Source organism: Streptomyces sp. BF23-19, assembly GCF_041106355.1.
GTDB lineage: Bacteria > Actinomycetota > Actinomycetes > Streptomycetales > Streptomycetaceae > Streptomyces > Streptomyces virginiae_A.
This window is the reverse complement of sequence record NZ_JBGBPT010000002.1, coordinates 35,717-58,175: the sequence shown is the minus strand read 5'-3', so window position 1 is coordinate 58,175 and position 22,459 is coordinate 35,717. Positions and strand designations below refer to the sequence as shown.

The 22,459-nt window shown below is 70.8% G+C and carries 13 protein-coding genes; 1 reads left to right on the top strand and 12 read right to left on the bottom strand.

What is annotated here, in order from left to right:
- Positions 1–4 precede the first annotated feature (4 nt).
- The 7 genes from brxD to AB8A24_RS01450 all read right to left on the bottom strand — a co-directional run bounded on the left by brxD (position 5) and on the right by AB8A24_RS01450 (position 9,790).
- Positions 5–1,348, bottom strand: coding sequence for a BREX system ATP-binding protein BrxD (brxD, locus tag AB8A24_RS01480; protein ID WP_369474336.1), 1,344 nt, complete (start codon positions 1,346–1,348; stop codon positions 5–7).
- Positions 1,345–4,140: a BREX-2 system phosphatase PglZ gene (gene pglZ, locus AB8A24_RS01475; RefSeq protein WP_328962547.1), complete on the bottom strand. Its 2,796-nt coding sequence runs from the start codon at positions 4,138–4,140 to the stop codon at positions 1,345–1,347. Before pglZ ends, brxD begins: the two co-directional genes overlap by 4 nt.
- Complete coding sequence (locus AB8A24_RS01470; protein ID WP_328962546.1) at positions 4,137–8,174, bottom strand: hypothetical protein; 4,038 nt, start codon at positions 8,172–8,174, stop codon at positions 4,137–4,139. Before AB8A24_RS01470 ends, pglZ begins: the two co-directional genes overlap by 4 nt.
- Before the next feature lie 188 nt (positions 8,175–8,362).
- Positions 8,363–8,689, bottom strand: a complete 327-nt coding sequence (locus tag AB8A24_RS01465; protein WP_328962545.1) for a hypothetical protein — start codon at positions 8,687–8,689, stop codon at positions 8,363–8,365.
- Positions 8,686–9,033, bottom strand: coding sequence for a DUF6247 family protein (locus AB8A24_RS01460; RefSeq protein ID WP_328962544.1), 348 nt, complete (start codon positions 9,031–9,033; stop codon positions 8,686–8,688). The genes AB8A24_RS01465 and AB8A24_RS01460 overlap by 4 nt, the downstream gene beginning before the upstream one ends.
- Positions 9,034–9,080: 47 nt before the next feature.
- Positions 9,081–9,443 carry a hypothetical protein gene (locus AB8A24_RS01455; protein ID WP_328962543.1) on the bottom strand — a complete coding sequence of 121 codons (363 nt, stop codon included), beginning with the start codon at positions 9,441–9,443 and terminating at the stop codon, positions 9,081–9,083.
- Positions 9,443–9,790, bottom strand: a complete 348-nt coding sequence (locus tag AB8A24_RS01450) for a hypothetical protein (protein ID WP_328962542.1) — start codon at positions 9,788–9,790, stop codon at positions 9,443–9,445. Before AB8A24_RS01450 ends, AB8A24_RS01455 begins: the two co-directional genes overlap by 1 nt.
- Positions 9,791–9,966: 176 nt before the next feature.
- Here AB8A24_RS01450 and AB8A24_RS01445 point away from each other — a divergent pair, with 176 nt between their 5' ends.
- Positions 9,967–10,233 carry a winged helix-turn-helix domain-containing protein gene (locus AB8A24_RS01445; RefSeq protein WP_328962541.1) on the top strand — a complete coding sequence of 89 codons (267 nt, stop codon included), beginning with the start codon at positions 9,967–9,969 and terminating at the stop codon, positions 10,231–10,233.
- Between the two features lie 76 nt (positions 10,234–10,309).
- Here the strand turns inward: AB8A24_RS01445 and pglX are convergent, their stop codons facing one another.
- The 5 genes from pglX to pglW form a co-directional block, all read right to left on the bottom strand.
- A complete protein-coding gene (gene pglX / locus AB8A24_RS01440) occupies positions 10,310–14,086 on the bottom strand; it encodes a BREX-2 system adenine-specific DNA-methyltransferase PglX (protein ID WP_369474333.1) in 3,777 nt (1,258 codons plus the stop codon).
- A gap of 142 nt (positions 14,087–14,228) precedes the next feature.
- A complete protein-coding gene (locus AB8A24_RS01435; protein ID WP_328962539.1) occupies positions 14,229–15,701 on the bottom strand; it encodes a hypothetical protein in 1,473 nt (490 codons plus the stop codon).
- Complete coding sequence (locus AB8A24_RS01430) at positions 15,698–17,104, bottom strand: KGGVGR-motif variant AAA ATPase (RefSeq protein WP_328962538.1); 1,407 nt, start codon at positions 17,102–17,104, stop codon at positions 15,698–15,700. The genes AB8A24_RS01435 and AB8A24_RS01430 overlap by 4 nt, the downstream gene beginning before the upstream one ends.
- Complete coding sequence (locus tag AB8A24_RS01425; RefSeq protein WP_328962537.1) at positions 17,104–17,589, bottom strand: hypothetical protein; 486 nt, start codon at positions 17,587–17,589, stop codon at positions 17,104–17,106. The genes AB8A24_RS01430 and AB8A24_RS01425 overlap by 1 nt, the downstream gene beginning before the upstream one ends.
- A gap of 74 nt (positions 17,590–17,663) precedes the next feature.
- Positions 17,664–22,103, bottom strand: coding sequence for a BREX system serine/threonine kinase PglW (gene pglW / locus AB8A24_RS01420; RefSeq protein ID WP_328962536.1), 4,440 nt, complete (start codon positions 22,101–22,103; stop codon positions 17,664–17,666).
- Positions 22,104–22,459 lie beyond the last annotated feature (356 nt).

Below are 22,459 nucleotides of genomic sequence, written 5' to 3'. Positions count from 1 at the left end.
CCCTTCATGATGTGTCCAGGTCCAGGTCCAGTTCGACATCGCCGGCGCCGGCTGCCGCGTTCCGCTCGGTCTCGGTGAGTTCGTCGTTACTCAGGGTGAGTGCGTAGTGCGCGCGGGGGTCGAAGTCCGTGAACTCGTCGACCCGGTCCAGAACGTCCGCGACGAGCTTGCGCAGGTACAGGCGGGGGGCGATACCGACTCTGCCGCCGAGGGAACCGGTGAGGGCGCGAGCAAGCTCGTCGACGTAGGCGTCGTCGACCCGGTCCGGGAGCCGTTCGGGGTGCCGGGCCGCTCCCGCGTACAGATCACGTGCCTTGCGGCCCAACTCGCCGAGTGCGGGCAGGTCGAAGCCCGGCAGACGCAGTTGTACGGCCCGTGGGGAGTCGAAACGCGCGTCGGTGGTGAAGTCGGTGGCTAGGCGCTGAGCGAGCGGCGCGAGGCGTTGTACGCCCTGTTGCCCGTCGTAGAAGGCGGGGGTGCCGGTGATGACGAGGAAGAGTCCGGGGAAGCGGCCCGCGTCGATCTCGTCGAGGAGCTGGCGCAGCGCGTTGAGGGACTTCTCGCGTACGTCCGAGCGCATCCGCTGCAGCGTCTCGACCTCGTCGAGGACGAGCAGCAGGCCGGGGTGCCCGCAGTCTCGCAGGACCGTGAGAAGGCCTTGGAGGAAGCCGAGGGCGCCGAAGTGGTCGAGGTCGCCCCGGATACCCGCCGTGCGCTTGGCGGAGGCGGCCACCGAGCGCTGGCCGGCCAGCCAGGCGATCAGCGCTTCGGCCTGTGCACCGTCCCCGGCCGCCACGGCCCGGCGGTAGCCGCGCAGGGCCGCGGAGAAGGCCGGGGTGGTGCGGGCGACATCGGCGAGCCGCCGCTCCAGCAGTTCGTCCACGGCCTGAGCCAGTGCGGCCTCGTCGTCCTCGGTGACGGCGCCGTCGGCGAGGACCTCTTCTTCGAGGGCGTAGAACCAGGAGTCGACGACCGCCCGGGGGGCGGAGGGCTGGTGGGTGGCCGTGGTGAGACGTTCGACGAGCCGGCGGTAGACCGTCTCCAGCCGGTGCAGCGGGGTCTCGGTCTCGGAGATCTGTACTTCGCTGACGGCGAGGCCGCGGCGCTTGGCACGCTCGGCGAGCCACCGCGCGAAGAAGGTCTTGCCCGAGCCGTACTCGCCGCGCAGCGCGTGGAACGCCGAGCCGCCGCGGGCCACGATGGTGAGGTCGTCGTCGAGAGCGGTCTCGAAGCGCTCCAGGCCGACGGCGAACAGCCCGAGGCCGGCCTGGGGAACCGTGCCGCGCCGCAGCGCGTCGATCACCTCACGCCGCCGCGCGGCACTCACCGAGGTCACCGGTGTGGTCATCCGGCGTCTCCCAGGAACTGCTCTTCCAGGAGCGCCTTGTTGAGCTGGACGGTACGCCCGGACTCGACGAGCTGGAGCACGGGGTAGCCGTCGATGTTGAGCAGGCGTTCCAGCACGGTCGCGAAGCGCTCCGCGTTGCGCTGCGACCTGCCGGTGGCAGCCTGGGCCGCAGCGGCCACCGCGCCGGGAGACAGTTTGCCGCCCGCCGCCGCCAGCGCGTCCAGCGCGGCGGCGACGGCCCTGTCGCCCTTGGCGTCCTGCACACCGCGGACGAACTGGCGCTGCGCCCGGTACAGCTCGGTACCCACGATCCGTTCGCCCAGGCCGGCGGGGTCGGCCGGATGGGGAGCGGCCTCAGCCGCGGGCTCCGGCCGGGTGACGGCCGTTTCTTCTGCCGCGTCGATGGCGGCCGCGCCGGCCCCGGTCGTGGCGGCGGCGGGCGCGCCGGTGAGGGGTTCCGGGGCTGAGGCCGCAGAACCCTCTTCGCCGTGCCACCAGCCCGGTGCGATGCGTTCGGACGGCAGCAGGGTCCATCCCTCGGGGATCAGGGCGGCGGACGGTACGAGGGTGATCACGGGGACGGTGACCTCCGCGAGGGAGGCGCCGCCGTGGTAGCCGGCCTGCCGGGCCGTGTACCGAAGGTCCTCGCGCCAGGGCAGGACGGCTCGGCCGCCGGGGGTCCGCACCCGGGGGCCGGCCACCGCGATCTCACCGTCTCCGGGGGTGCCGGTGCGCCACCGTGCGCCGCCCACCCCCTCGGCCGGGGCGGGCTGGTGTCCGCGCGGGGTGCGGTCGAGGACGTGGCCGTGGTCGGATACGAGGACGACCGGCCTGCCGTAGTCCCGTGCGGCGTTCAGCAGGTCGGGAAGTTTGGTGATGTCGCCGAGCCGCCAGCGTCCGCGGGCGCCCTCGCGCCCGTCGGCGAGCGCGTCGTCGATGGTGTTGAGGACGACTCCGACGATGTCGTCGGACGCGAGGGCCTGGAGCAGCTCGGGGGCCAGCCGGTGGCCGGGGGGACCTTCGTAGCCACCCTTGTGGAAAAGCTGCGCGCCCCGGCCGCGGTGACGCCGCTTCCAGAAGGCGGTGAATCCGGCCCGCTCCTTGTCCTGGCCGCCCTGCTCCGGCTGTCCGCACAGCAGGGACGTCCGGCTGATCTTCGTCAGCGACGGGAGCATGGACACCGCTGCCCGCCGGGTGGCCTGCTCGCCGTCGCGGGGCCTGGGCACCACCTCGGTCCAGACGCGCCGGTCGAGTTCCCCGGCGAGCTGGACGGCGACGTCCGCGCTCATGCCGTCCAGGACGAGCAGGAGGGGCCTTCCGCCGCTCCTGGCGAGCGGCGCGGCCGCCTCGGCGAGCACGTTCTCGATGAGCAGGGAACCGCCCGGTGCCTGTGCGGAGGCGCCTTCCGCCCATACCGTGAGCCGGTGGGCGAACGCCTCGTCGAGCCGGGCCCGGCGTTCCCGTGCGGCTGCTATCAGCCTTTCGTAGGCGCCGGAGACGACACCGTCCCGCGAGCCGTCGCCCTCGGCCAGGACGCCCACCGCAAGGTCCGCCCACCCGGAGGACGTCATGTGGGTGTGGACGCCCTGCGCCACCGATCCCACCGCAGGCATGGGTGAGCGCAGCCAGCGCAGCAGCCGCACGGCGGTGCAGGCCGTCTCCGTGGAGTCGGCGTAGACGGTGCTGAGCTGGTGCTCGGAGAGTTCGCGAAGAGCGGCCTCCGCGTGCCCTGCCGGGCCGTCGAGGAGAGTGGCCAGGTCGCGCAGCCGGGCCCGGTAGCCGGACGGCAGCAGCCGGTCGGTGCCGATCAGGGGGCTGAGCCTGGCGTCCGCGGCAAGTCGGTCGGCGTGGTCGAGGACGTCGAGGACCCGGCCGCGCGCGTCCTCACGCTGTGCTCCGCTGCCCTCCGCCTGCGCGATCCAGCGGGTGAGTACGCCGGTCGCGGCGTCCGCGAAGGGCCGCAGCTCGTCGAAGGAGGAGAGGGCCTGGCCGAAGAGGGTGCCGAGGGCGAACCCGGAGGCTTCGGCGGACGGCGAGGACAGGGCCGCGGAGGCGAGCGCCCCCAGCGGGAGCGCGTCCTGGCCCCGCCCGTCGGCGGCCAGGGCCATCAGGGTGGCGGCGGCCGGTCCCACGGCCTGCGTGAGCCACGCGGCCAGCCCGTCGCGCTCGGCCGTGGCCAGCGCGGCGTAGGAGGCGGGGCCGGCCGGTGTGCGGGACCAGGCGAACAGGGTGTCGGCGTCGAGGTCGAGCGTGTCGGAGGTGGTGTCGCCTAGCCGGAGCCGCTGCTCCAGCAGCGCGCGGACCGCGCGGTCACGGGTCAGCACCGCGCCGGCCCGGGGCCAGCCGCCGTCCACCGGCTCGGCCTCCAGCAGCGCGTCGAGCAGCCAGCGCTCGCCGGACATTCGGGCGTCCACGTCGGTGGCGCCGAAGAGCTGCTTGACGATCTCCGCTCGGTCGACGGACAGGGGCCGGTGCCGGACCGCGTGGGCGCGCAGGTCCCAGCCGAGCTGGTCGGCGGGGACCTGTCCGGTGACGACGAGCACGTCGTCCTGGCCCGCTGCTGCCTCGGTCCGGTGCCGCTGCCAGGCGTCGGCGATCCCCAGCAGGGATTCCTGGTCGGTAACGCGGACGCGACGGTGCTCACCGTCGACGCGTACGGTGAACTCGGTGTCCCGGCCTCGGTCTTCGTAGGCCGCGTCCACCAGGACGAGCCGCTTCCCTTCGGCCTGCGGCAGTTCGGCCTGGAGCAGCACCTCGATCGCGCGGCGGCCGACGACGGGGCGCGGGGTCATCGGCGGCCGCCTCCGGTTCCGCCGTCCTCGTGGTCCCCGGCCGTGCGGCCGGCGCCGTCTTCAGGCCGGCCCACCGGCCGCTCCGTGCCGTCTACGGCACGCCAGACGATCTCCACCGCCAGGTGCGGGTTCTCGGCGCGGAACTCCTCGATCTCCTGTCGTACGGCGGCCAGCTCCGCGGCGAGCACGGTTTCGGGCCCGCCGGCCCCGGCGCCGATGACCCTGCGGGCGGCGAGGGCCGGTGAATCGGTCCCGTCCGGCGCCCCGTTGTGTGCGGTCCCGGTCTGCGCCTGCCAGGCGCCGGCGGTGGAGGTGGCCGTCCCGGGGCCGGACTCCGTGGGCTGCGAGGACACCGGCGGGGTCCCGTGCTCCGAGAGGGGGATCTGCTCCGCGGTCGGGGCCTCCTGCTGGGGCGGCAGCGGGGCCGTGCGCTCCACGTGGAGCGCCGCGTCGACGATGGCCATAGCGGCTTCCCGTACCGAGTCGAGCACCGGCACGAGGGAGCGCTCGAACTCCGAGGCGCGGGCCGTCTCGGCGATCTGCGCGAGGAGCCGTCCGGCGCGGTCGCCCACGCTGTCGTCGCGGTCGCGGAGTCCGTGGACGCTCGTCAGCAGCCGCCAGTCGGTCGCGTCCAGGGCCCCCAGTACGGCTCCGGCGTGGTCCATGGTGTGGGCCAGTTCCCGGGCGGGCGTCTCGTGGGACACCGTGGCCAGTTCCTTGACCAGGGCGGTGTCGTCGTTATCGTGCCGGCTCAGCCGGGCGAGCAGCGCCAGGGCCTCGCGCAGCATCGCCGTACGGGGGGCGGGATCGGCCCCGCCGAGGCCGAGCAGTGCCGCGTGCCGCTCCAGCGTGCCGCGCAGGCCCGAGACGTTCCCCTCGAACTCCTTGACCTTGTCCCGGACGCCCTTGGCGAGGCTGTTCACGTTCCGCGCGTACGGCTGCGGCTTGGAGGGCACGCCGAAGAGGCGGCCGGCGTGCTCGCGGGCGGCCTCGTAGACCTCCTTGTCGGGCAGCGGCTGGGCGCGCAGGGCCCAGCCGGGCCCGATCGCCGTCAGATCGGGCGCCGCGGCCTCGGGCCGTCCGGAGTACTGCACCCAGGCGCGGTCGTCGAGCAGCGCGTACGCGGCGATGAGCAGGTTCACGACGTCCTTGTCGAGGCCCTTGTAGCCGAGGGGCTCCTGGGTGATCCAGCGGCGGATGTCCTCGGCCTTCAGGAGCTCGCGCTGCCCGTTCTGGGCGGCGGCCTGGTTGATGCGGGTGCGCCAGTCGGCCCGCAGGACGAGCGGGCCGTCGTGGACGGTGCCGAGCTCCAGCGGCTCCACGATCCGCTTGACCGTGGCCGGGTCTCCGTTGGTGTTGTCCACCTCCACGCGGCCGCCCTCGTCCATCGCCCGGGTGATCCATTTCAGGACGGTCCTCAGCTCGCCGACGGTGACGGCCTTGCGGGCTCCCGCGCGGTCGGTGCCGAAGTCGGGGTGCTTGTCGTAGAGCGCCGCGAACATGCCGTCGGCGAGGTGGAGGACGTTGTCGGTGAACGTCTTGCCGCCTTCGAGCTCCGGCCGCGCGAACTCCGGCTGGAGCGACAGCACATGGCGGCCGTCGACCACGGTGGCGGAGGTGGTGCCCTCGGTGGGCGCGGAGATTCCGTAGACCTCGCCGAGCGCGTCGACGAGAGTGCTGGTGAGCGTGTCGCGGGCAAGCTCGAGCTGGCGCCGGGCCTTGGCGCGGTCGTCCGGGGAGTAGTTGCGGGTGTACTCGTCCAGCCGGTTGCGCTCCAGCAGGAAGGTGATCCGCATGAGCCGCCCGAGCTGGGCCTTGCGCTGCTCGGAGAAGAAGTCGGGCAGCCACACCAGGGTGGGGGCGGTGATGCCCTCGCTCCGCAGCTTCTCGACCCGCTGGAAGTCGAATGTGGGGTAGCGGTCGTCGTCCTCGTCGAAGGGATAGTCGACGAGGAAGCGGATGTTTCCCTCGGTGCTGGGGGTGAACTGCTCGTCCGAGACCTTGCGGGTGTCGGCGACGTTGCCGAAGTAGAACTCCGCGGTGCGCTTGGTGCCCCGCCAGACGATCTCCTTCGTGTCGACGATCTCACCCCTCCTCACCTCAAGGAGATCCCACAGCTGGTCGTTCACCCAGACCCGGCGTACGCCGACCTTGTCCTCCCCGACGACGGCTTTGAGCAGCGGCTCGACGTCCAGGTCGGACAGGTGCAGGGAGTAGGCCGGGTCGGTGCTGCTGCCCTCGGCGCGCAGCTCGCTGGGGAACTCGCCCTGGAGGTACTTCATCCGCTCGATGACCTTGGCGCCGACGGGCACGGTCCGGGAGTGGACGGAGCCGTGGTTGAGGGCGGCGAGCCGGGCGCCGGTGAGCCTGCGCAGCGCGGGCACGTCCGGGGCGAGCGCGGAGAGCAGCAGCGTCTTGACGAAACGGACGTCGGCGAGGAAGTCGGGGTGGTCCTCGCGGCCGTACTTCCGCAGCAGGTTCTGGCGGGCCTTGGTGTAGAACTTCTCCGCTGCGTCGGCCTCGTGCCCCAGCTGGTCGGTGAAGGCGGCGCCGGTGCCGTCGACGAGGACGTCCCACAGGTCGCCGAGCGGGATCAGCCGGCCGAGCGGGGCGTCCGCGTTCTTCTCCAGCAGCTGCTGGACGAGCTTGAGGCCGCTGCGCTCCCGCTGGAGCGCGCCGGACAGTGCCACGAGCACGTTCAGCAGGGCGGGGGAGAGCGGGTAGACGGCGCGGAAGTCGTCCCAGTCGGCGTGGGTGGCCCCACCGTCGTCCAGCAGGATGTCCTTGACCTGCTGGTTCGACGCGTCGATGCCCTTGAAGGCGGACCGGAGCACGTCCTCCTGGCCCGTCCTGGGCTTGAGCACCCGCTCCTTGATGATCTCCGGGAGGTTCCGGTCCTCCAGGTTGATGACGGTGAAGCGCTCCTTCAGGTACTCCAGTGCCTGCTCCATGTTCTGCACATCGGAGCCCAGGATGTCCTTGCCGACGAGCTGCGACAGGTCGCGCTGGCGGGAGATGAAGGACACGATCGGCACGGGCAGGTCCGGGTTGTCGGACTCGATGAGCTTGACGAGCTTCTGGATCTGCTCGTTGACCCAGGTGCGCTCCCGCATCCGGGCCTGGAGCCAGAGGATCAGCTCGTCGAGGAAGAGCACCACGCCGTCGTACCCGAGCGTGCGGGCGTGCTTGCTGATCTCGCTGAGTCCGTCGTCCAGCGAGACGTACGCGTTCGCGTCTCCGGCCGCACCGGCCGCGTACGACTTCATGGGCCCGCTGATCAGCGCCGACACCAGGCGCTCGCGCCTCTTGTCCCCCGCCGGTGCGGCGAAGGCCGCGGCGAGCTGCTCGCCGGTCCACGGGGTGGCCGCGACGGCGCCGATCGGCGTCAGGCCGTCGCCGCCGGTGTGTGCCGCGGGTGCGGGCGCGGAGCCGATGGGGGCGAGCCCGTCGCCGGTTGCGGGCGCGGCGGTGCTCGCGGTGGGCAGCAGCCGTACGAACGCCTCGTCGCCCATCGATTCCCACAGGGTGCGGGCGTCGGCCAGCAGCGAGTCCGATTTGAACACCGACGGCGTGGGCGCCTGGGGGTGCAGCTTCCGCACCGTCTTCACGTAGCCGCCGAGCAGCGCCGACTCCAGGTTGGCGGCACCCACCAGGTGGTAGGGCACCATGAGGAACTTCCGGCCGGGCAGCCAGTCGTCGTGGTCGGCGACCACCTCGCGCAGCCGAGGCTTGGCGCGGACCGCCGCGTCGCTGTTGAGCACCGCGTGCAGCACGGTCAGGAAGTGGCTTTTACCGGCGCCGAACGAGCCGTGCAGGTAGGCGGCGTACGAGGTGTTCTTCCGCACGGCGCCGCGGACGAGGCGCAGCGCCTTGTCGAACTCCTTCGCCAGCTGCTCGGTGACCACGTAGTCCGCCACCGAACCGGCGGAGGAGTCGCCGAAGCCGTGGGACAGTGCGATCTTGAAGTCGCCGGCGTGGGCGTCCTCCCTGATGTCGAGGACATCCCTCAGCGCGATCGTGCTGCCCTTGGCCATCAGCCGCTCCAGCTCCCCACAGAACCCGCCCGGCCACCCGGCCGGCTACCCGGCGGAGCCGGTTGGTCACCTGGGCCCCGCACACACCACCCCTCCATCCTGCCAGCTCGGCGGGGTCGGGAGGGGTGGTGTGGCCAAGGCGGGGTCTGATGCGGGAAGGACATCGCGGGCGTGCGCCCGGCTTCAGCTCACTGCCAGAAGACCTCTACGACCACGATCTGCGGATCCTCGGGGCGCCGGTCGAAGGTGTAGACGAGCCAGCCTCGGTGGTTGTCGAAGTACAGGATGTGAGACCCCTTGGGTTCTGTGGACCGCACAGGTTCGACGTACATGGTCTCCGGGAGGCCGCCATTGCCGTCGATCCCCCGGAAGTACGGATCCTTCGCCGTGACGAGTTCGGCACGGGCCTCGTTCAGCATCTTCTGTACGGGCTCGGGCAGGGCGTTGCGGTTGGCGAGGGCGTCGAGCCGCCAGTCCATCTGCCACGGCGGACCCATGAATCCGTCATCGGTCACTGGCCGGGCTCCAGGTCCCGCGCGCTGTAGCGGATCTTCGACACCTCTTCGAGGAGGGCCTTGGCCTCGGTGTAGTCGGCGGTCTCTGCCGCGCGGCTGTGGAGATCCCTCACATGGGCGTCGAGCTCCGGATCGCGTGCGATCGAGTACTCGACCCACCAGCGGGCGAGGAAGGCGGGCAGGGGGCCGATGTCGAAGGTGTCGGCGATCGCCCGTTTCCAGTGCTCGTCGAAGTCGGGGAGGAGCTGAGGAGCGTGCCGGGCGATCGCCTCGCGCAGGGCCTTCGGGTTCCGCTCGGGCATGCGCGGGACGAGCGGTGAGGGTTCCGTGGCGTGGGCAGTCATGACCTGGATACTCCTTCGGCGCGTCGTGTTTACGACCATAGCCCGCATCACCGGACCCGCGGGGGCGGTTCGTGGCCGGGCTTCCGCTCCCCGGTGACCTGCTGATCCTCCGGGCCCTCGGGGTCGGGCGAGGGCAGGCGCAGGCCGCGGGACTCGGCGACCCGCAGGGCGTCCGTGAGGCATTCCGCGAGCCGGATCGCGGCGTAGTGGATCTCCGAACGCGGGGACAGCGGGTCCCTCAGCGCCTCGCGCGCGTGGGTGAGGACCTCCGTGCCGATCTCGATCTGCTCAGCCTCCGTCCTGTCGGCGAGGCGGGACAGGTAGCCGCCCTTCTCGTCGGTCGCGAGGTAGCACGGCTTGCCCTCCGGAGAGGGCCACGGCAGCAGCCGCAGGGTGGTGGGGCTTTCCATCAGGCGGTCACCACCCGGGCGCCGATCACGTGCGGGTCGAGGTCGATGCCGAAGTCGGCGGCGAGGACGAGAGCGAGGCGGCGGTAACGCTGGCGCGCCTGCTCCTGCGCGTTCTCGTGCGCGAGGAGGTACGGGCGTACGAGCCTGGCGGCCCGGCCGTCGAGCTGGAGGGCCGGCTCCAGCCCGTACGGGGAGCGGTGGCGCGGCAGCCGTACCGGCACGCAGGCCGGGCGGGACGTGGGCTTGGCGTACGGTGCCGCCCGGCGGGCGCCCGCGTGGTGCACTCCGGTGCCGGGGGCGAGCGTGAGGCTCAGCCAATGGGTGAGGCGGCGGATAAGGTCGTGCATGTCGACGCTCCTTTGAAGCGTTAGGCCGTGCCCCGGGGCCCTGCCAGGCCGCCGGGGTCTTTGCTGTCCCAACCAGCATTGCATCCTGATGCATTAGGTAGCAATAGGAAGCATGTGGATGCGTGCGGATCATCCCGCATGTGGTGAGGTGCTAAGGGCCGCTTTAGCGTTCAGTCATGGCAGACGACCGTGACTGGAGCCCTGACCCTGCGAGCCACGTTTACGTGTATATCCAGGTCGTGCACCACATTGCCGAGCAGATCCGTACCGGACACCTGCCTGTTGGGGCGAGGCTCCCGGCCGAACGTGACCTTGCCGACCAGTACGGCGTGGCTGTCAACACCATCCGCCGTGCGGTCCGCGAGCTTCGCGATCAAGGGCTTGTGATCACAGTTCCCATCAAGGGCACCTTTGTGCGCGCAGAGCAGCCGCCCGCCGCATGACAAAGTGGGCCGCCGCTCGCCTGCGACAATGCGTCGGCAGGCGGGCGGCGGCCCATTGGGTTCAGGCACCCGGTGACTACGCCGTGGCCGCTCTACGGCCACCCCGCCCCTTCTCGGGGCGCCAGTCGCGGAGGTCGGACTCCGAGAGGCGGCGCTCGGTACAGGCGCGATTCAGGGCGGTCTGGAACTCCGTGGCGGGGTTGTCGCCCCACTCCTCGTCGTCCTTGTCGTACCACTGACGAACCCACCGCATGACCTCCAGCAGTCCGGCCAGCAGCGGCACGAAACGCGGGTCTTCCTTACCCCAGCCGTCCTCTGAGGAACGGTCGTTGATGAGGTTGACCAGCGCTTCGGCCTGGTCGCGGTGGTTCCAGCCGGCCCAGCCGAGAAGAAGGGACTGGTCGCCGTCCGGGGAGGCGCCGGGGTAGGAGATGAACCGCTCCTTCGGCACATCGAGCTTGCCGCGGTTGGACCAGTAGGAGTGCTTGAGGAAGTCGGTGCCCGTGTACTTCGGGGGCACCTTGATGTCCCGGCGTTCCCCCGTGAGGTCTTCCTCCCGCTGTTCGTCCCACACGCGCTCCCACTGGGCGCGCTTGCGCAGGCCGGGCTCCTTGTAGCGGAGGGCGGAGAGGTACGGGACGTGCTCGGCGTCGACCACCTTGGCGAGGACGGTGGCGAGGGAGGCGTCGGGGTTGTCGAGGTGGCTGGCGGCGTAGAGGGCTGCGACGTCCTGGAACTCCTCGTCGTGCCGCAGGGCGTCAGCGAGCTGGAACACCGTGAGGGTGCGCGGCGCGGTGTACTCCCCGCGCTGCTCGAACCACAGCTCCTCGCGCTCGGTCGCGTCCAGCAGCCAGGCGCGCAGGGCGGCGGCCTCCCGCTTCTCCCACTCCTCGGTGGACCAGCGGCGCTTGTACTCGGGGCGCTCGATCAGCCGGATGTCCTTGTGGGACGCGATGACGTCGAGCCGGGCCTTGGCGACCTGCTTGTACGCGTCGGGCCAGGTGTCCGGGATCTGAGTGACGGCGGTGCCCTCCGAGCGGTGCCGCTTGAACCAGGCGGTTTGGATCTCGCCGGCGTCGGCCTTTCGCTTCAGCACGATCTCGAAGGCTCGCTGACCGAGCCGGAGCCGTGGCGCGTCGGCGTCGGTCAGCTCGGCGGGGTCGACGGGCAGGGTGGTCCGCGCCACCTCCTTGGGTGTGAGCAGCCCGTACGCCCCGTACACGGTCCAGTCCAGCTCCTCCTGTAGCACGATCATCCGCGCCCGGATGCGCTCCTGGGCGGCCTTGGCCTCATCGAGGGCGGCACGGGTGGGGGCGTCGGTGGCGGTGACGGCGGAGGGTTCGTGCCTGGCGAGCTCCTGGGCGAGGCGGTCCAGCTCGCGGGCGAGGGCGAGAGGGAGGGCATCGGGGAGCGGGAACTCCTGGAGCCTGGTGGCATTGAAGGCGTACCGGTTCTCCCAAGCTTCGTCCTGTACACCGCGCCCGATACCGCTCCCGCCCTTGACATGGCTCACCTGCTTCATCCAGAAGCATGCGGTTGAGGAGTTCAGGACTCCCAGCAACTCCAGGTGTTCCTCTTCGGGAGCTGACTTTGGTAGTTTGATTACAGGTGCGGTTTGCTTGAATACATTTCCACCTCGATCCAGCACAAAGTGGTTATGTGTGGCGACCTCTCCGTAAGCGATGGATAGGGGGTTTCTCAGCTTGCTCGGATACAGTTCCTGCCACTCGTGCCAGAACATGCCGCGCTCCATTATTGGCACGCCAAATCGCCTACGCGAGGAGATTGCGTAGCGATATGGATAGAGCAGGTGTTGTGATGTGCCGATCGACCCCCACGGAAGGGCTTTATAATCCTTCGAGTACACCCAAATTGAATCGAATTCCGGCTCCAACGTGTGATCCCGGATGGCATCGCCCGTCACGAGTGGCTGCGTGGCAGCAATTTGGAGCCTTGCGGCTGCACCGTTGCGCGGCAGGAGAAACAAGTCGTCTTCACCCGTGACCGCGGTGATTCCAATGGACTCGGCCCGACTCGACAGCTTGCGCAATGCGGCGGACTGGATTACTTCGGTGACCGTGCCTGCGCCTCCACCACCAAGAGACCATGGATGCGCGGCGAACCGAGCTCGCTCAGCGTCCTCCACGCTAACCCAGGCGGACTCACTTCGATGCTTCCTTACCTGCTGAATGATTGCAGTCCACACGACGCCCTGTGCGGCATCCTCAGGTAGAGCCGGCTCCCCCTGTACGCCTAGCACAGCTCGGATCGGGTTCGCCTGACGTGCCATCTGGTTCCGCCCGGCCAGAATCACCGTCGGTGTACCGTGGTCGGGAATGTACGCGCCCGAGGTGTCGATAATGTGGGTCAGTTCGACCCCGGAATAAACATCCCAGCGCTTTGTGCCGGTGTCCTTGTAGCGACCGCCATGGAAGAACGACTCAATGAGGAGCTTGCCGAACTCCCGCTTCATGAAGGAGTTCGCCGTGATCTGACCGGTGAAGCCGCCGTTCCGCTCGTCGCCGCCGGCCCGGATCGCCAATTCGAAGATCCGCTGGGCGAACGGCACCGAGAGCGCGTACTTTCCCGAGCAGGCCCAGTACGCATCCCGGTAGTTCTGGTTCTCCTGCTTGTCCTTGACCGTGATGTACGGCGGGTTCGCCACCACCACGTGGTACGCACCCCGGCCCAGCAGGTCCACCTCGTCCACGTACTCCTGGACGTCCTCCGTCCGGTACGTGAAGGCCTCGCCTCGCTCGGCATCATCGAGGGTCTGGCCTGAGCCCTGGCCAGCCTCGCGGCCGTGCAGCAGCGAGTCGGCCACCGCCACCCGAACCGGCAACGCCGGGGCGCGGCGCAGTTCGCGTACCCCGCCTTCCTTCAGCGCGGCGACGAGAAGCCGGAAGCGGGCGATGGAGACTGCGTACGGGTTCTTGTCGGCGCCGTGGACGGACTCCAGGGCCCGGCGGATCTGAAGCCAGTTCTCCGCGCCGGGTTCCAGCTCCCGCCACTTGCCCAGCAGCCGCTCGAACAGGCCCAGCAGGAAGTGCCCCGACCCGCAGGCCGGGTCGATGCAGCGCAGGCCCCGTACCTGTCCATCGTCGTCCAGGTCGCCCTTCCAGTCGGCCGGGCGGTGCTTCCAGGCCGGGTCGAGACCGAACTCCTCCACGGCCGGTTCCAGCGTCAGGTCGAGGATGAACTCCTCCACGAAGACGGGAGTCTGGAGCAGGGCGTAGGTCTTGCGGGCGTACTCGGAGAGGTCCTGGTAGAGGTCGCCGAGGAAACGCGTGCTCAACTCGGGGTCCGTGAAGGCGTAGCGGATCTCGCCGTCCGCGCCCCGCTCCCGCCAGAACGCCAGCAGCCGTGCCGCCGCCCCGTACGAGGGCAGGACCTCCAGCATCGGGTTGTGGCGGTCGTCGAAGAGGGCGGCGGCGGTGGGGTGCGCGTCCGCGAGGGCCTGGAAAGAGGTGAGGAGCCAGTCGCGGTCGTTGTGCTCCGGGTGAGTGCGGAAGTGGTCGTCGTGCCGGTCCTGGGCTTCGGCCAGCCGTTCGCCGGGACCGGACAGTGAGGCGTCCGGGATCAGCCCGTTGTCCTCGCTGAACCGTACGAAGACGCAGGCCAGGACCCATGCGGCGGCGATCTGGACGAGTCGGTCCTCAAGCCAGGACTCGTAGTGCTGCGGGGAGGTGCGCTCCGATTCCACGGCCTGTTCGTACTCGGCGCGCAGCGGCCCGTCGAACTCAGCCAGGCCAGCGCGTTCCCGTAGGTCCTCCACCAGCAGTGCGACCTGCTTCTGCAGATCCTTGAGCAGCGCCTCCCGCTTCTCATGGTTCAGCGATGCACCCGTCACCATGACGGTTTCCTCAGACGACACCGGCGGAACCTCTCCATCCCCGACAAGCCCGCCGTGTCACGAGCACGGCGTATCCGCCCATCCTGCCAGCCCGGCGCCGGGTAGCGGGAGCGGCGGCAGGCCCCGAGGCCTGGCCGGGGGGCTACTTCGGGCGCGGGACCCCGCCCTTGCGGCCCAGACCGAACGCGAGCCGGTACACATCGGGCAGGTCCAGGCGGCCATCGGTGCGGGGCGGGGTCATCACGCCCAGTTCGGTCAGCTCCGTGATCAGCCGGGGCAGGTCCTCCGGGTGGCGCGGCCCGGTGCGGACGAGGTCGGGGGTGTCGGCCTGCGCGTAGCGGGCGGCTTCCCTTGCCAGCGCTGCCGAAAGATCCGCCTCCCTCCACAGCCGTCGCACAGTCTCCGCTGTGATGGGCACCTGGTAACCCGCGAGCGGCCTTATCGCAATTTCCACCCAGGGCGTGTCCTCGCTGACCTCCTGTACACGCTGCGTCGATGCCTCCTGTACCCCTTTCTGGATCGCCTCGTGGTGCAGAGCACGCCCATGTTCCGAGTGCTGGGTTCGGGTGGTCTCGGCTGCCGTGGACAGGGCCTGGAGGAAGCTGCGGGGGCTGACCTTTCCGCGGCCGTCCATCAGGTGGTTCGGCAGCCAGGCGTACGTTCTGCCCCTGCGAATGTTGCTGCCCATGAACTCGTCGGCGATCTCCTCGAACAGGCGCTGCTGGGCCTCCTCGTTGCCGGACAGGAGCCTCGGCGGGGTCTGGCGGGTGCCGTCGGCCTCCGGCTGCCAGCCGCCCGTGGTCTCGCGGAACCGCCGGGCCCCGTCCCCGTCCTCGTTGCCCAGGTAGTGGAAGAGGAGCCCGTAGAGGTCGGTCTGGGTCCACTCCAGCCGTGCCGAGGACGCCGACAGCTTGGAGGCGTCGGCGAAGTGGTGCCGGGCCGCTTCGAACATGTCGGGGCGCACGAACACCTTGAGGCGGAGGCTGCGCGTGGCGAACCGCATCTGGAGGGCCAGCCGCAGGATGCCGCCGACCAGGCGGTCGGCGTGCCGGCGGTCGCTGTGCAGGTGCTCCAGGGCGTCGAAGAGCAGCAGGTGGACGATGTTCTCCCCGTACGCCCGCCGGTCCGCCTCCTCGATGGTGCGCTCCGCCGGGCCGGGGTTTGCGCGCACCCAGGCGATCTTGTCGGCCCATTCGGTCAGGCCGCGCAGGTCGGGTTGGTCGAGGGAGGCGAGCAGGACCGTGTACCAGATGTCGTACGGGTCCTCGCCCGCTTCCAGCAGGCCGCGCAGGACCATCGGGCCGGGGTAGCACTCGTGCCGCGGGGCCAGGCCGTACCCGGGGGCGACGCCGAGGCGGCGGAGGCGGTTGATGCGGTACTCGTCGGCGGCGAGGCCGCGGAGCTTCTCGTCGAGCAGCGACCAGTACCAGAAGGTCTTGCCAGCGCCCCGGCCGCCCTGTACCACCACGTTGTCGACGTAGAGGGCGCTGCGGTGCGAGTCCGGGGTGAAGAGCGTGTGGGCCGTCGGGTGGCGGGCGTCGGCCGTCATGGCCTCGGCCAGCGCGGCCGACAGCAGGTCCCGGTACTCGCGTGCGGTCAGGGGCGCCTCGGTCATCGTGTTCCTTCCCGGTCCCCGTCGCCCTTCAGGGCGTCCTCGATCAGCGGGATGACGGTGGCCAGGAAGTCACGGTACGCGGCCTGGACGAAGGCACGGTCCCACCAGTCGGGCACGTTGACCGAGTCCATGCCGACCAGGCCCTGGTCGAAGAGGATCGGGACGGGCGCGTGCGGGGCCCAGTCGTCGTGCAGGGACGGGGCGAACGGCGTCTCCGGCGAGGTGTCGGTGTCCGGGTCGGCCTGCTCGCGCGGCGCGACCTCGTCGTACAGGACCGAGCACGCCTCGAACGCGTGCGCGCGGAAGGAATCCAGGTAGCCCCGCATCGGGAAGTGCACCGAGTCCGGCACCATCGACGCCACCATGTGGAGCTTCTCGCGGATACGCGGAGCCTGCGCCGACGACTGCCAGGCGGCGAACAGGTCGCTGTAGCCGGCCCAGGTCTGGGTGTTGTCCGCGCCGAACAGCAGGGCCACGTCACACAGCTGGGAGATGGTCACGGCGGCGATGTCGTGGATGCCGGCGCGGCTGTCGAGCAGCACAACGTCGGGGCGGCGGCCCGTATCGCCGTCGCGCTCCACGGCGTCCTCGCATGCCGCGACCGCCTGCTCCAGTCGGCCTGCGAAGGACAGGCCCGGAAGGTCGGAGTAGACGCGGTTCAGCTTGTCCACGTAGGTGTAGGGCGTGCCCGGTGTGCCCTGGCCCCGGGCGGGGGCCACCCACAGTTCGCCGTACCGGTGGTGGGGGGCGTAGGCCGTGCGGGTCACGAGCTCCAGCCCCTCGGCGTTGTCCACCGCCGCCTCGACGAGGTGGTCCACGATCCCGTGGCGGGGCAGGTCGCGGCCCGCCAGCAGTGGGCCGGCGCCGGGTGACTCCAGGTCGAGGTCGACCACCAGGACGCAGTGGCCCAGGTCGGCCAGGTGCCGGGCCAGCACCGCGGTCGCCGTGGTGCGGCCGACGCCGCCCTTGAAGCCGTACAGCGCGGTGCGGTGGGCGCGGGAGCCCGCCCGGACGGGGCCGGGGTCGGGTGCGGCCACCCTGGCCCAGTCCTCGCCGACCACGGTGTTGTCGAGGTAGCGGAACGGACTCGCGGTGGATGCTCCTGCCGGATCGGCCACGACCCGGGGAGAGTTCAGTACCGCGTCGGCGGAGAACATCCGCGAGGCGAGCAGCACCGGCCGGTCAGCTGAGTATGGACCGAGGCGGCTGGTGAACTCCGCCTGCCAGGATTCGTGGAGCGGGGCCGCGTCCTGCTGCCTGCCGGTGTCGTCGACGACGAGGGAGAAACGGCCGAGCACATCCCGGACCAGGACGACGCCGAAGCCCTGCCCGGTCACGCCGTGTGCGGCCTCGATCGCGTACTGCCGCGCCGCGTCGAAGCGCACGGGGAAGGGGGAGGACATCACGGCAGCTTTCCGTCGAGCTGGGCCTGCTGGTGCAGGACGAGTATGTTGTGCGCGGCCAGCCGTCGGCGGTCCACCACATCAGCTTGGGCGTAACCACCGTCAAAATACCGGTACTTCACATTCCACTTCTTGAACACGTGCAGGTTGGCGCCGAGTGCCAGATGGAGCTGTGCCCCAGCCCGGCCGTGTGCCAGCAGCGCGATCTCCTTGACCAGCTGGTTGACATGGCCGAACTCGATGAGCCGGTCGGGATCGCCCGGATGCTCGGCCCATGGCTTGGATGAAGGCGTGGCCTCACCAGGCTTGGGATCCATACTCACCTCGGTGAACCGCAGCAGCAGACTCTTCGTCGCGCACTCCGCCGCGAATCCGTAGAGGTGGTCCGCGGCGGGCAGCCGACCGTCCGTCCGGAGGTAGTCGGCGTCCCAGAAGTGCCGCTCGGCGGCTGAGGCGAAGTGGTCTTCCTGTGTGAGTTGCGGCACCCGATGATCTTAGGCCGGGCTCGGGGCGGAGGGGAGGGAAAACCGGCCACAGCCGTTCCCCGCCTCGGCGCGCGTCAGCCCGTGACGGGCACCCTCTCCGGACCCCGGGCCCCCTGGCCCTTCAACTCCTTCAGGAACAGCCCGTCCAGCACCGCCCACTCGCTCGCCCGGTCCACGATGTCCACCGTGCGGCCGTCCAGGGCCGGCGAGACCTCCGGGTCCTCCACGGGGACGAGCAGCCACAGGCCGTGCGGGGCGTCCGACGGGCGTCGGGCCGCCTCCTGGAGCGCGACCAGGGCCTCGCGCCCGCCGGAGGACCAGTAGCGGGCGGCGAGGGCGGCCTCGTGGGCGAGCAGCACCGTACGCGGGCCCGCCTGTTCCGCCAGGGCGGCGGCACGCGTGACGACCCGCTCGGCCGCCGCGCGCGTGTACGACGCGAGGCCCGCACCGATCGTGCCGGACGTGGTCAACGCGGCGTCCGCCGTCAGCAGGGCTTGCCACGCCACGCCGTGCTCCACTGCCAGCTCCCGCAGTACGGACAGGAACAGCTCGTCCAGCGAGACCGGCAGCACGTCGAAGCGTTCCGACAACCGTGCTGCCAGGCCGGGCAGTTCGGGCCCCTTGACGGTGAGCGCGAGGAAACCGCCGCGCCGGCGGGCCGTCTCCAGCCGGGCGGACAGCACCCGGCGTGGGTCCCGCCCCAGCGCGAGCTCGCCCTGCGCCGCGGCGATGAGTGAGCCGGTGCTGGTCAGAGCCGACACCGTCGGCCCGATCAGGGTGCCGGCCGTCTCCCGGGTCCGCGGCATGAACCGCTTGCGCTGGTGATCGTAGGCGAGCGGGAAGTCGGTCTGCCGCAGCGCCTCGTCCAGCTCCACGTACGTGGTGTCGGCCAGGGCGGACAGGCCGGGGAAGCGGGCGCGGACGCGTGCCACCAGGTCGGCTGCGCTGATACCAGTGTCCGTGCGTACCCCGGCGGGGGCCTGCGAGACGCGCAAGGCGCGGACGAGGTCGAGGCCCAGCGGGAAGAGCTCCAGGCGGGGGGAGACGCCGACGCCGCCCGCCATGGCCGCGGCCAGGTCGACGAGCCGTGTGTCGGCCAGCGATGCCATGCCCTCGGGGGCGGTTACCGCGCGCAGCTCACGCAGTACCGTCGCCTTGCCCGGCAGCGGGTCGCGGGTGGCCAGCCGTTCCGCGACTCCTCCGAGAGCCGCCGCGTAGTCGGCGAGTTCGGCGGGCGTCGGGTCGTCGGAGCCGGGCTGGTCCTCCAGTGCCAGGACCACGCGGCCGCCGCGCCGCAGGATGCCGAGCCTGGCCGGAGGTTCGTCGTCCTCGGGGGTGTCCTCGCCCCGCTTGCGGGCCTCGGTGTCCGCCGCCGCACGGACCACGGCCAGCGCCTGGGCCAGAGTGTCGGCAGCATCGTCGCCGCCCGCGCCGTGCCGAGCCCGCAGTTCTCCCGCCAGTTCCTCGGCGGTCATGACCCTGCCCTGTTCGGACAGTATGGCGATCAGTTCATTGCGGACGCGCGTCAGCCACGGCAGGGCCGCCCACTGTTCGACGGCGGCCAGCTGGTGTTGGGAAACGGTGGGCTGGCTGATGCCGAGCGCCTTGGCGATGACGGGCTGGCCCGGCCACGGCTCCAGGGCAGCGCCACCTGGGAGCTGAAGGGTGGCGCGCACGACGTCGGGCCGCGGCCGCGTACGGCGCTTGCCTTCCGGCGGAGTGAGCCGCGCGGTCAGCGTCTCCACAGACTCCAGCGCCTCTTCAGGCGCATCCGCCGGGATCACCACAGGCGTGCGGGTGGCGGGACGCTTGCGCAAGGCCTGCGTCCACTGGCGGTGCCGCCGGTTGAGCTCCTTGCGGATCACGTTGCCCGCACCGCGAGCCCGGGAGATCGTGTGCGGGGGGACCTCCAGCAGGGCCTTCACGGTCGACGCGCCGAGGCCGGCAGCTACGGACACGGCACGCGGGGAGAGGCCGGCCGCCTCCAGTGGCGTCTCCAGGTCCGCCGCCGTTGCCGCCTGCTCGCGGGCGTCCTCGATGTCCTCCGCGGTCATGCCCACGGTGGCGGGTGTGGTGGCCGGGGGCGCCGCGTCCGCCCTGCGGAAGATCCGGCGCCAGGCCTCCTGCATGTCGCGCAGGCTGTCGTACCGCTGCTCGACATCGCGGTGCAGCGCCCGCTCGAAGAACTCGGTCAGGCCCTCACTCAGCGTCTGGTCGAACAGCTCGCTCGCGACGTACAGCTTGGCGTCCAGGACCGTGAGGGGATCGAGCTGGCCGTCGCCCCACACGGGGCGCTCACCCGCGGCCATCTCGTGCAGGGTGACGGCTGCCGCGTACCGCTCGGCGTGATCGTCGTAGCGCTCGCGGCGGCTGCCACCCAGGAACGGGTCGAGATAGCCGCGCGTGCCCGCGTGCAGGTCCTGGTCCGGGGCGTCTGCCAGGGAGAAGTCGAACAACATGAGCTGCCAGGAGCCGTCGCTGCGCTTGAACAGGCCCAGGTTGTCCGGTTTGAGGTCGCGGTGTCGTACGCCGCGGGCGGCCAGGCTGTCGAGGGCGGCGAAGAGGTCGTTGCCGAAGCGCTCCAGCTGGCCGTATCCGAGCGGGCCCTCACCGCGTAGCCGGGAGCCGAGGCTGACCGGATCGCGGTCCGTCAGTGAGCGGAAGCCGCCCGCGTACTCGATCTCCAGCACAGTGCGGCCGCCCAGCTCCCGGGGCTCGGCCAGCAGCTTGACGATGTGGCCGCCGCCGACCTCCTTCAGCGCCTGGGCCTCTGCGTACAGGCGGCCATCCTTGTCGTGGTCCAGCGCGACCTTGAAGACGCGGACGGAGTCCGCGTCGGTGCCCGGTTCTTCTGCGGTGCGCCGAACCAGCAGGGCGCGGGCGGTCGCGCCGGTGCCCAGCACGCGGGCGACCGTCCAGGTGCCGTCGAGCTGGTGGCCCGGCAGGACGGTGAGCGGGTCGGGGACCGTCGCACCGGCCGACTCGGGGGCCGCCGCATCGGCCTCCGCCTCGTCGAGGAGACGCAGGAACTCGTCGGCCGAGGCCAGCCGGTACCGGGCGTCGGCCGCCGTGGCCTGAAAAACCAGGTCGTCCAGGGCAGCGGAGACACCGTCAGCCACCGCATACGGGTGCAGGCCGCCCTCCGCGGCCAGCCGGTCGACGAGAGCGCTGCGCCGGTCGGCCGGGGGACGCCCTGTGAGGAGCAGATACGCGAGGCTGCCGAGCCCGAAGACATCGAGGTCGACCGGGTCCGCGAACTCCTGGTCGGTCTCGGGGGCGAGATACACCTGGGCCACATCGGCGATCAGCCCGGCGTCCAGTGGGGTGTCCCCGAGCGAGCGGTGCAGCGAGGTCTCGAAATCGCGGGCGGCGGTCTGCCAGTCGGCGATCCTCAGCACCGGCTCGCCCCCGTCCTCGCGCGCCGACACGTAGACGGAGCGGGCGGACAGGGCGCGGTGGTAGAGGGAGCGGTTGTGGGCGTAGCGGACCGCCTCGGCGAGCTGACGCACCAGGTCGAGGCGGAGCTCGGGGGTCAGCCGGCCGCCGTACGCGTCGAGGTAGGCGTCCAGACGCAGATCCGAGACGCGGTGGCGGAACAGGATGGCGGGGCCGCTGACGTGTTCGCGGATCTGTACGGCCTGCACGATGCCGCGGTGGTTGATGCCCTGCAGGACCTGGTACTCGCGGCGGGCCGCCCGGTCCACCGCGTGGCGCTGCTGGGCCGAGGCGGCTTCGCCGGCCAGGTAGATCCGTACCCGGCCGCTTTCCTTGACCAGGCCGTCGTCACGTTCCGCCAGACGGTCCTCCCAGCCGGGGCCCGCATCCAGGGCACGCGGCTCCAGGCGCCAGTCGTCGCCGTAGCGCAGGTGCGCCGTGGAGTGGCTGATACCGATCCGCTTGATCAGCGTTTCGAGGAGCTGGCTGGTCTGTGGGGTGACGCGCCAGCTCTCCCGCTCGGGCGGCAGGCCCAGCAGGCCGTCCCAGATCCCCGGCAGCCCGCTGCCACCGCCATCACGCCCGAAGACCGAGGTCTGCTGGAACTCGTCGAGCTCGCTCACCAGATCCGGGTCGTGCAGGAAGACGGCAGGCTTGATGAAGGGAACCCGGCGCGGATCCGACCCCATGCTGCGAGCGGCTCGCTCTAGCTGGCTCTTGAGTTCCTTGGCCTTGAGATCGGTGAGGTGCAAGGGGTTCTTGAGAGTGCGGACCCTCTCGTCGTTGAACTGCCATGTGTCACCGTGATTGACGACGCGGCCTGGGTGACCCTTCAGCTCCAGCAGATACAGGCCCCCGGGGACGGCGACCAGCAGATCACATTCATTGACGCGGCCGGACGGAGCAGTGAACTGGAACGTCGCCCATGCCCGGTACGGCTCAGCATCGGGCATCAGCTGCCGTACGTGATCAAGACCCTCCTGCTCCCAGCCGAAACCCGAACGCTTCGGCTGGAACCAGCGGGTTCGGCGGGGGGGCGGTCCGGGCTTCGGAGTGGTCGGCCGCGCGGCAGATGCCACCGGGAGACCTCCTGGATCTGATGGGCACGGCACGGACGGAAGGTACGGGTAGGCCCACGGTGCCGAATGGAACCAGAGTGTCCTGGAGGCTCGCCCAGGTTCCGGTGCTAGGGGCACGTACCTCAGCAAACATCCTAGTCGGTGGCTGTTTCCCAGGAAGGGTTGTCCACAGGGTACCTACGGCTCAGGGGCGGGCACCCGAGAAGGAGCCCTTCACCCTCGACCTGGACGAGCTGCCCCGGCCTGACCTGAGGCCCGCTGACCCTCTGGAATTGCTGTAGGCCGTGAGCCGTGCAAACTCTGGCGTGGACAACCTTGAGGCCCCTGTGAACAGGCATTTCAGCCCGTGAGGTTAT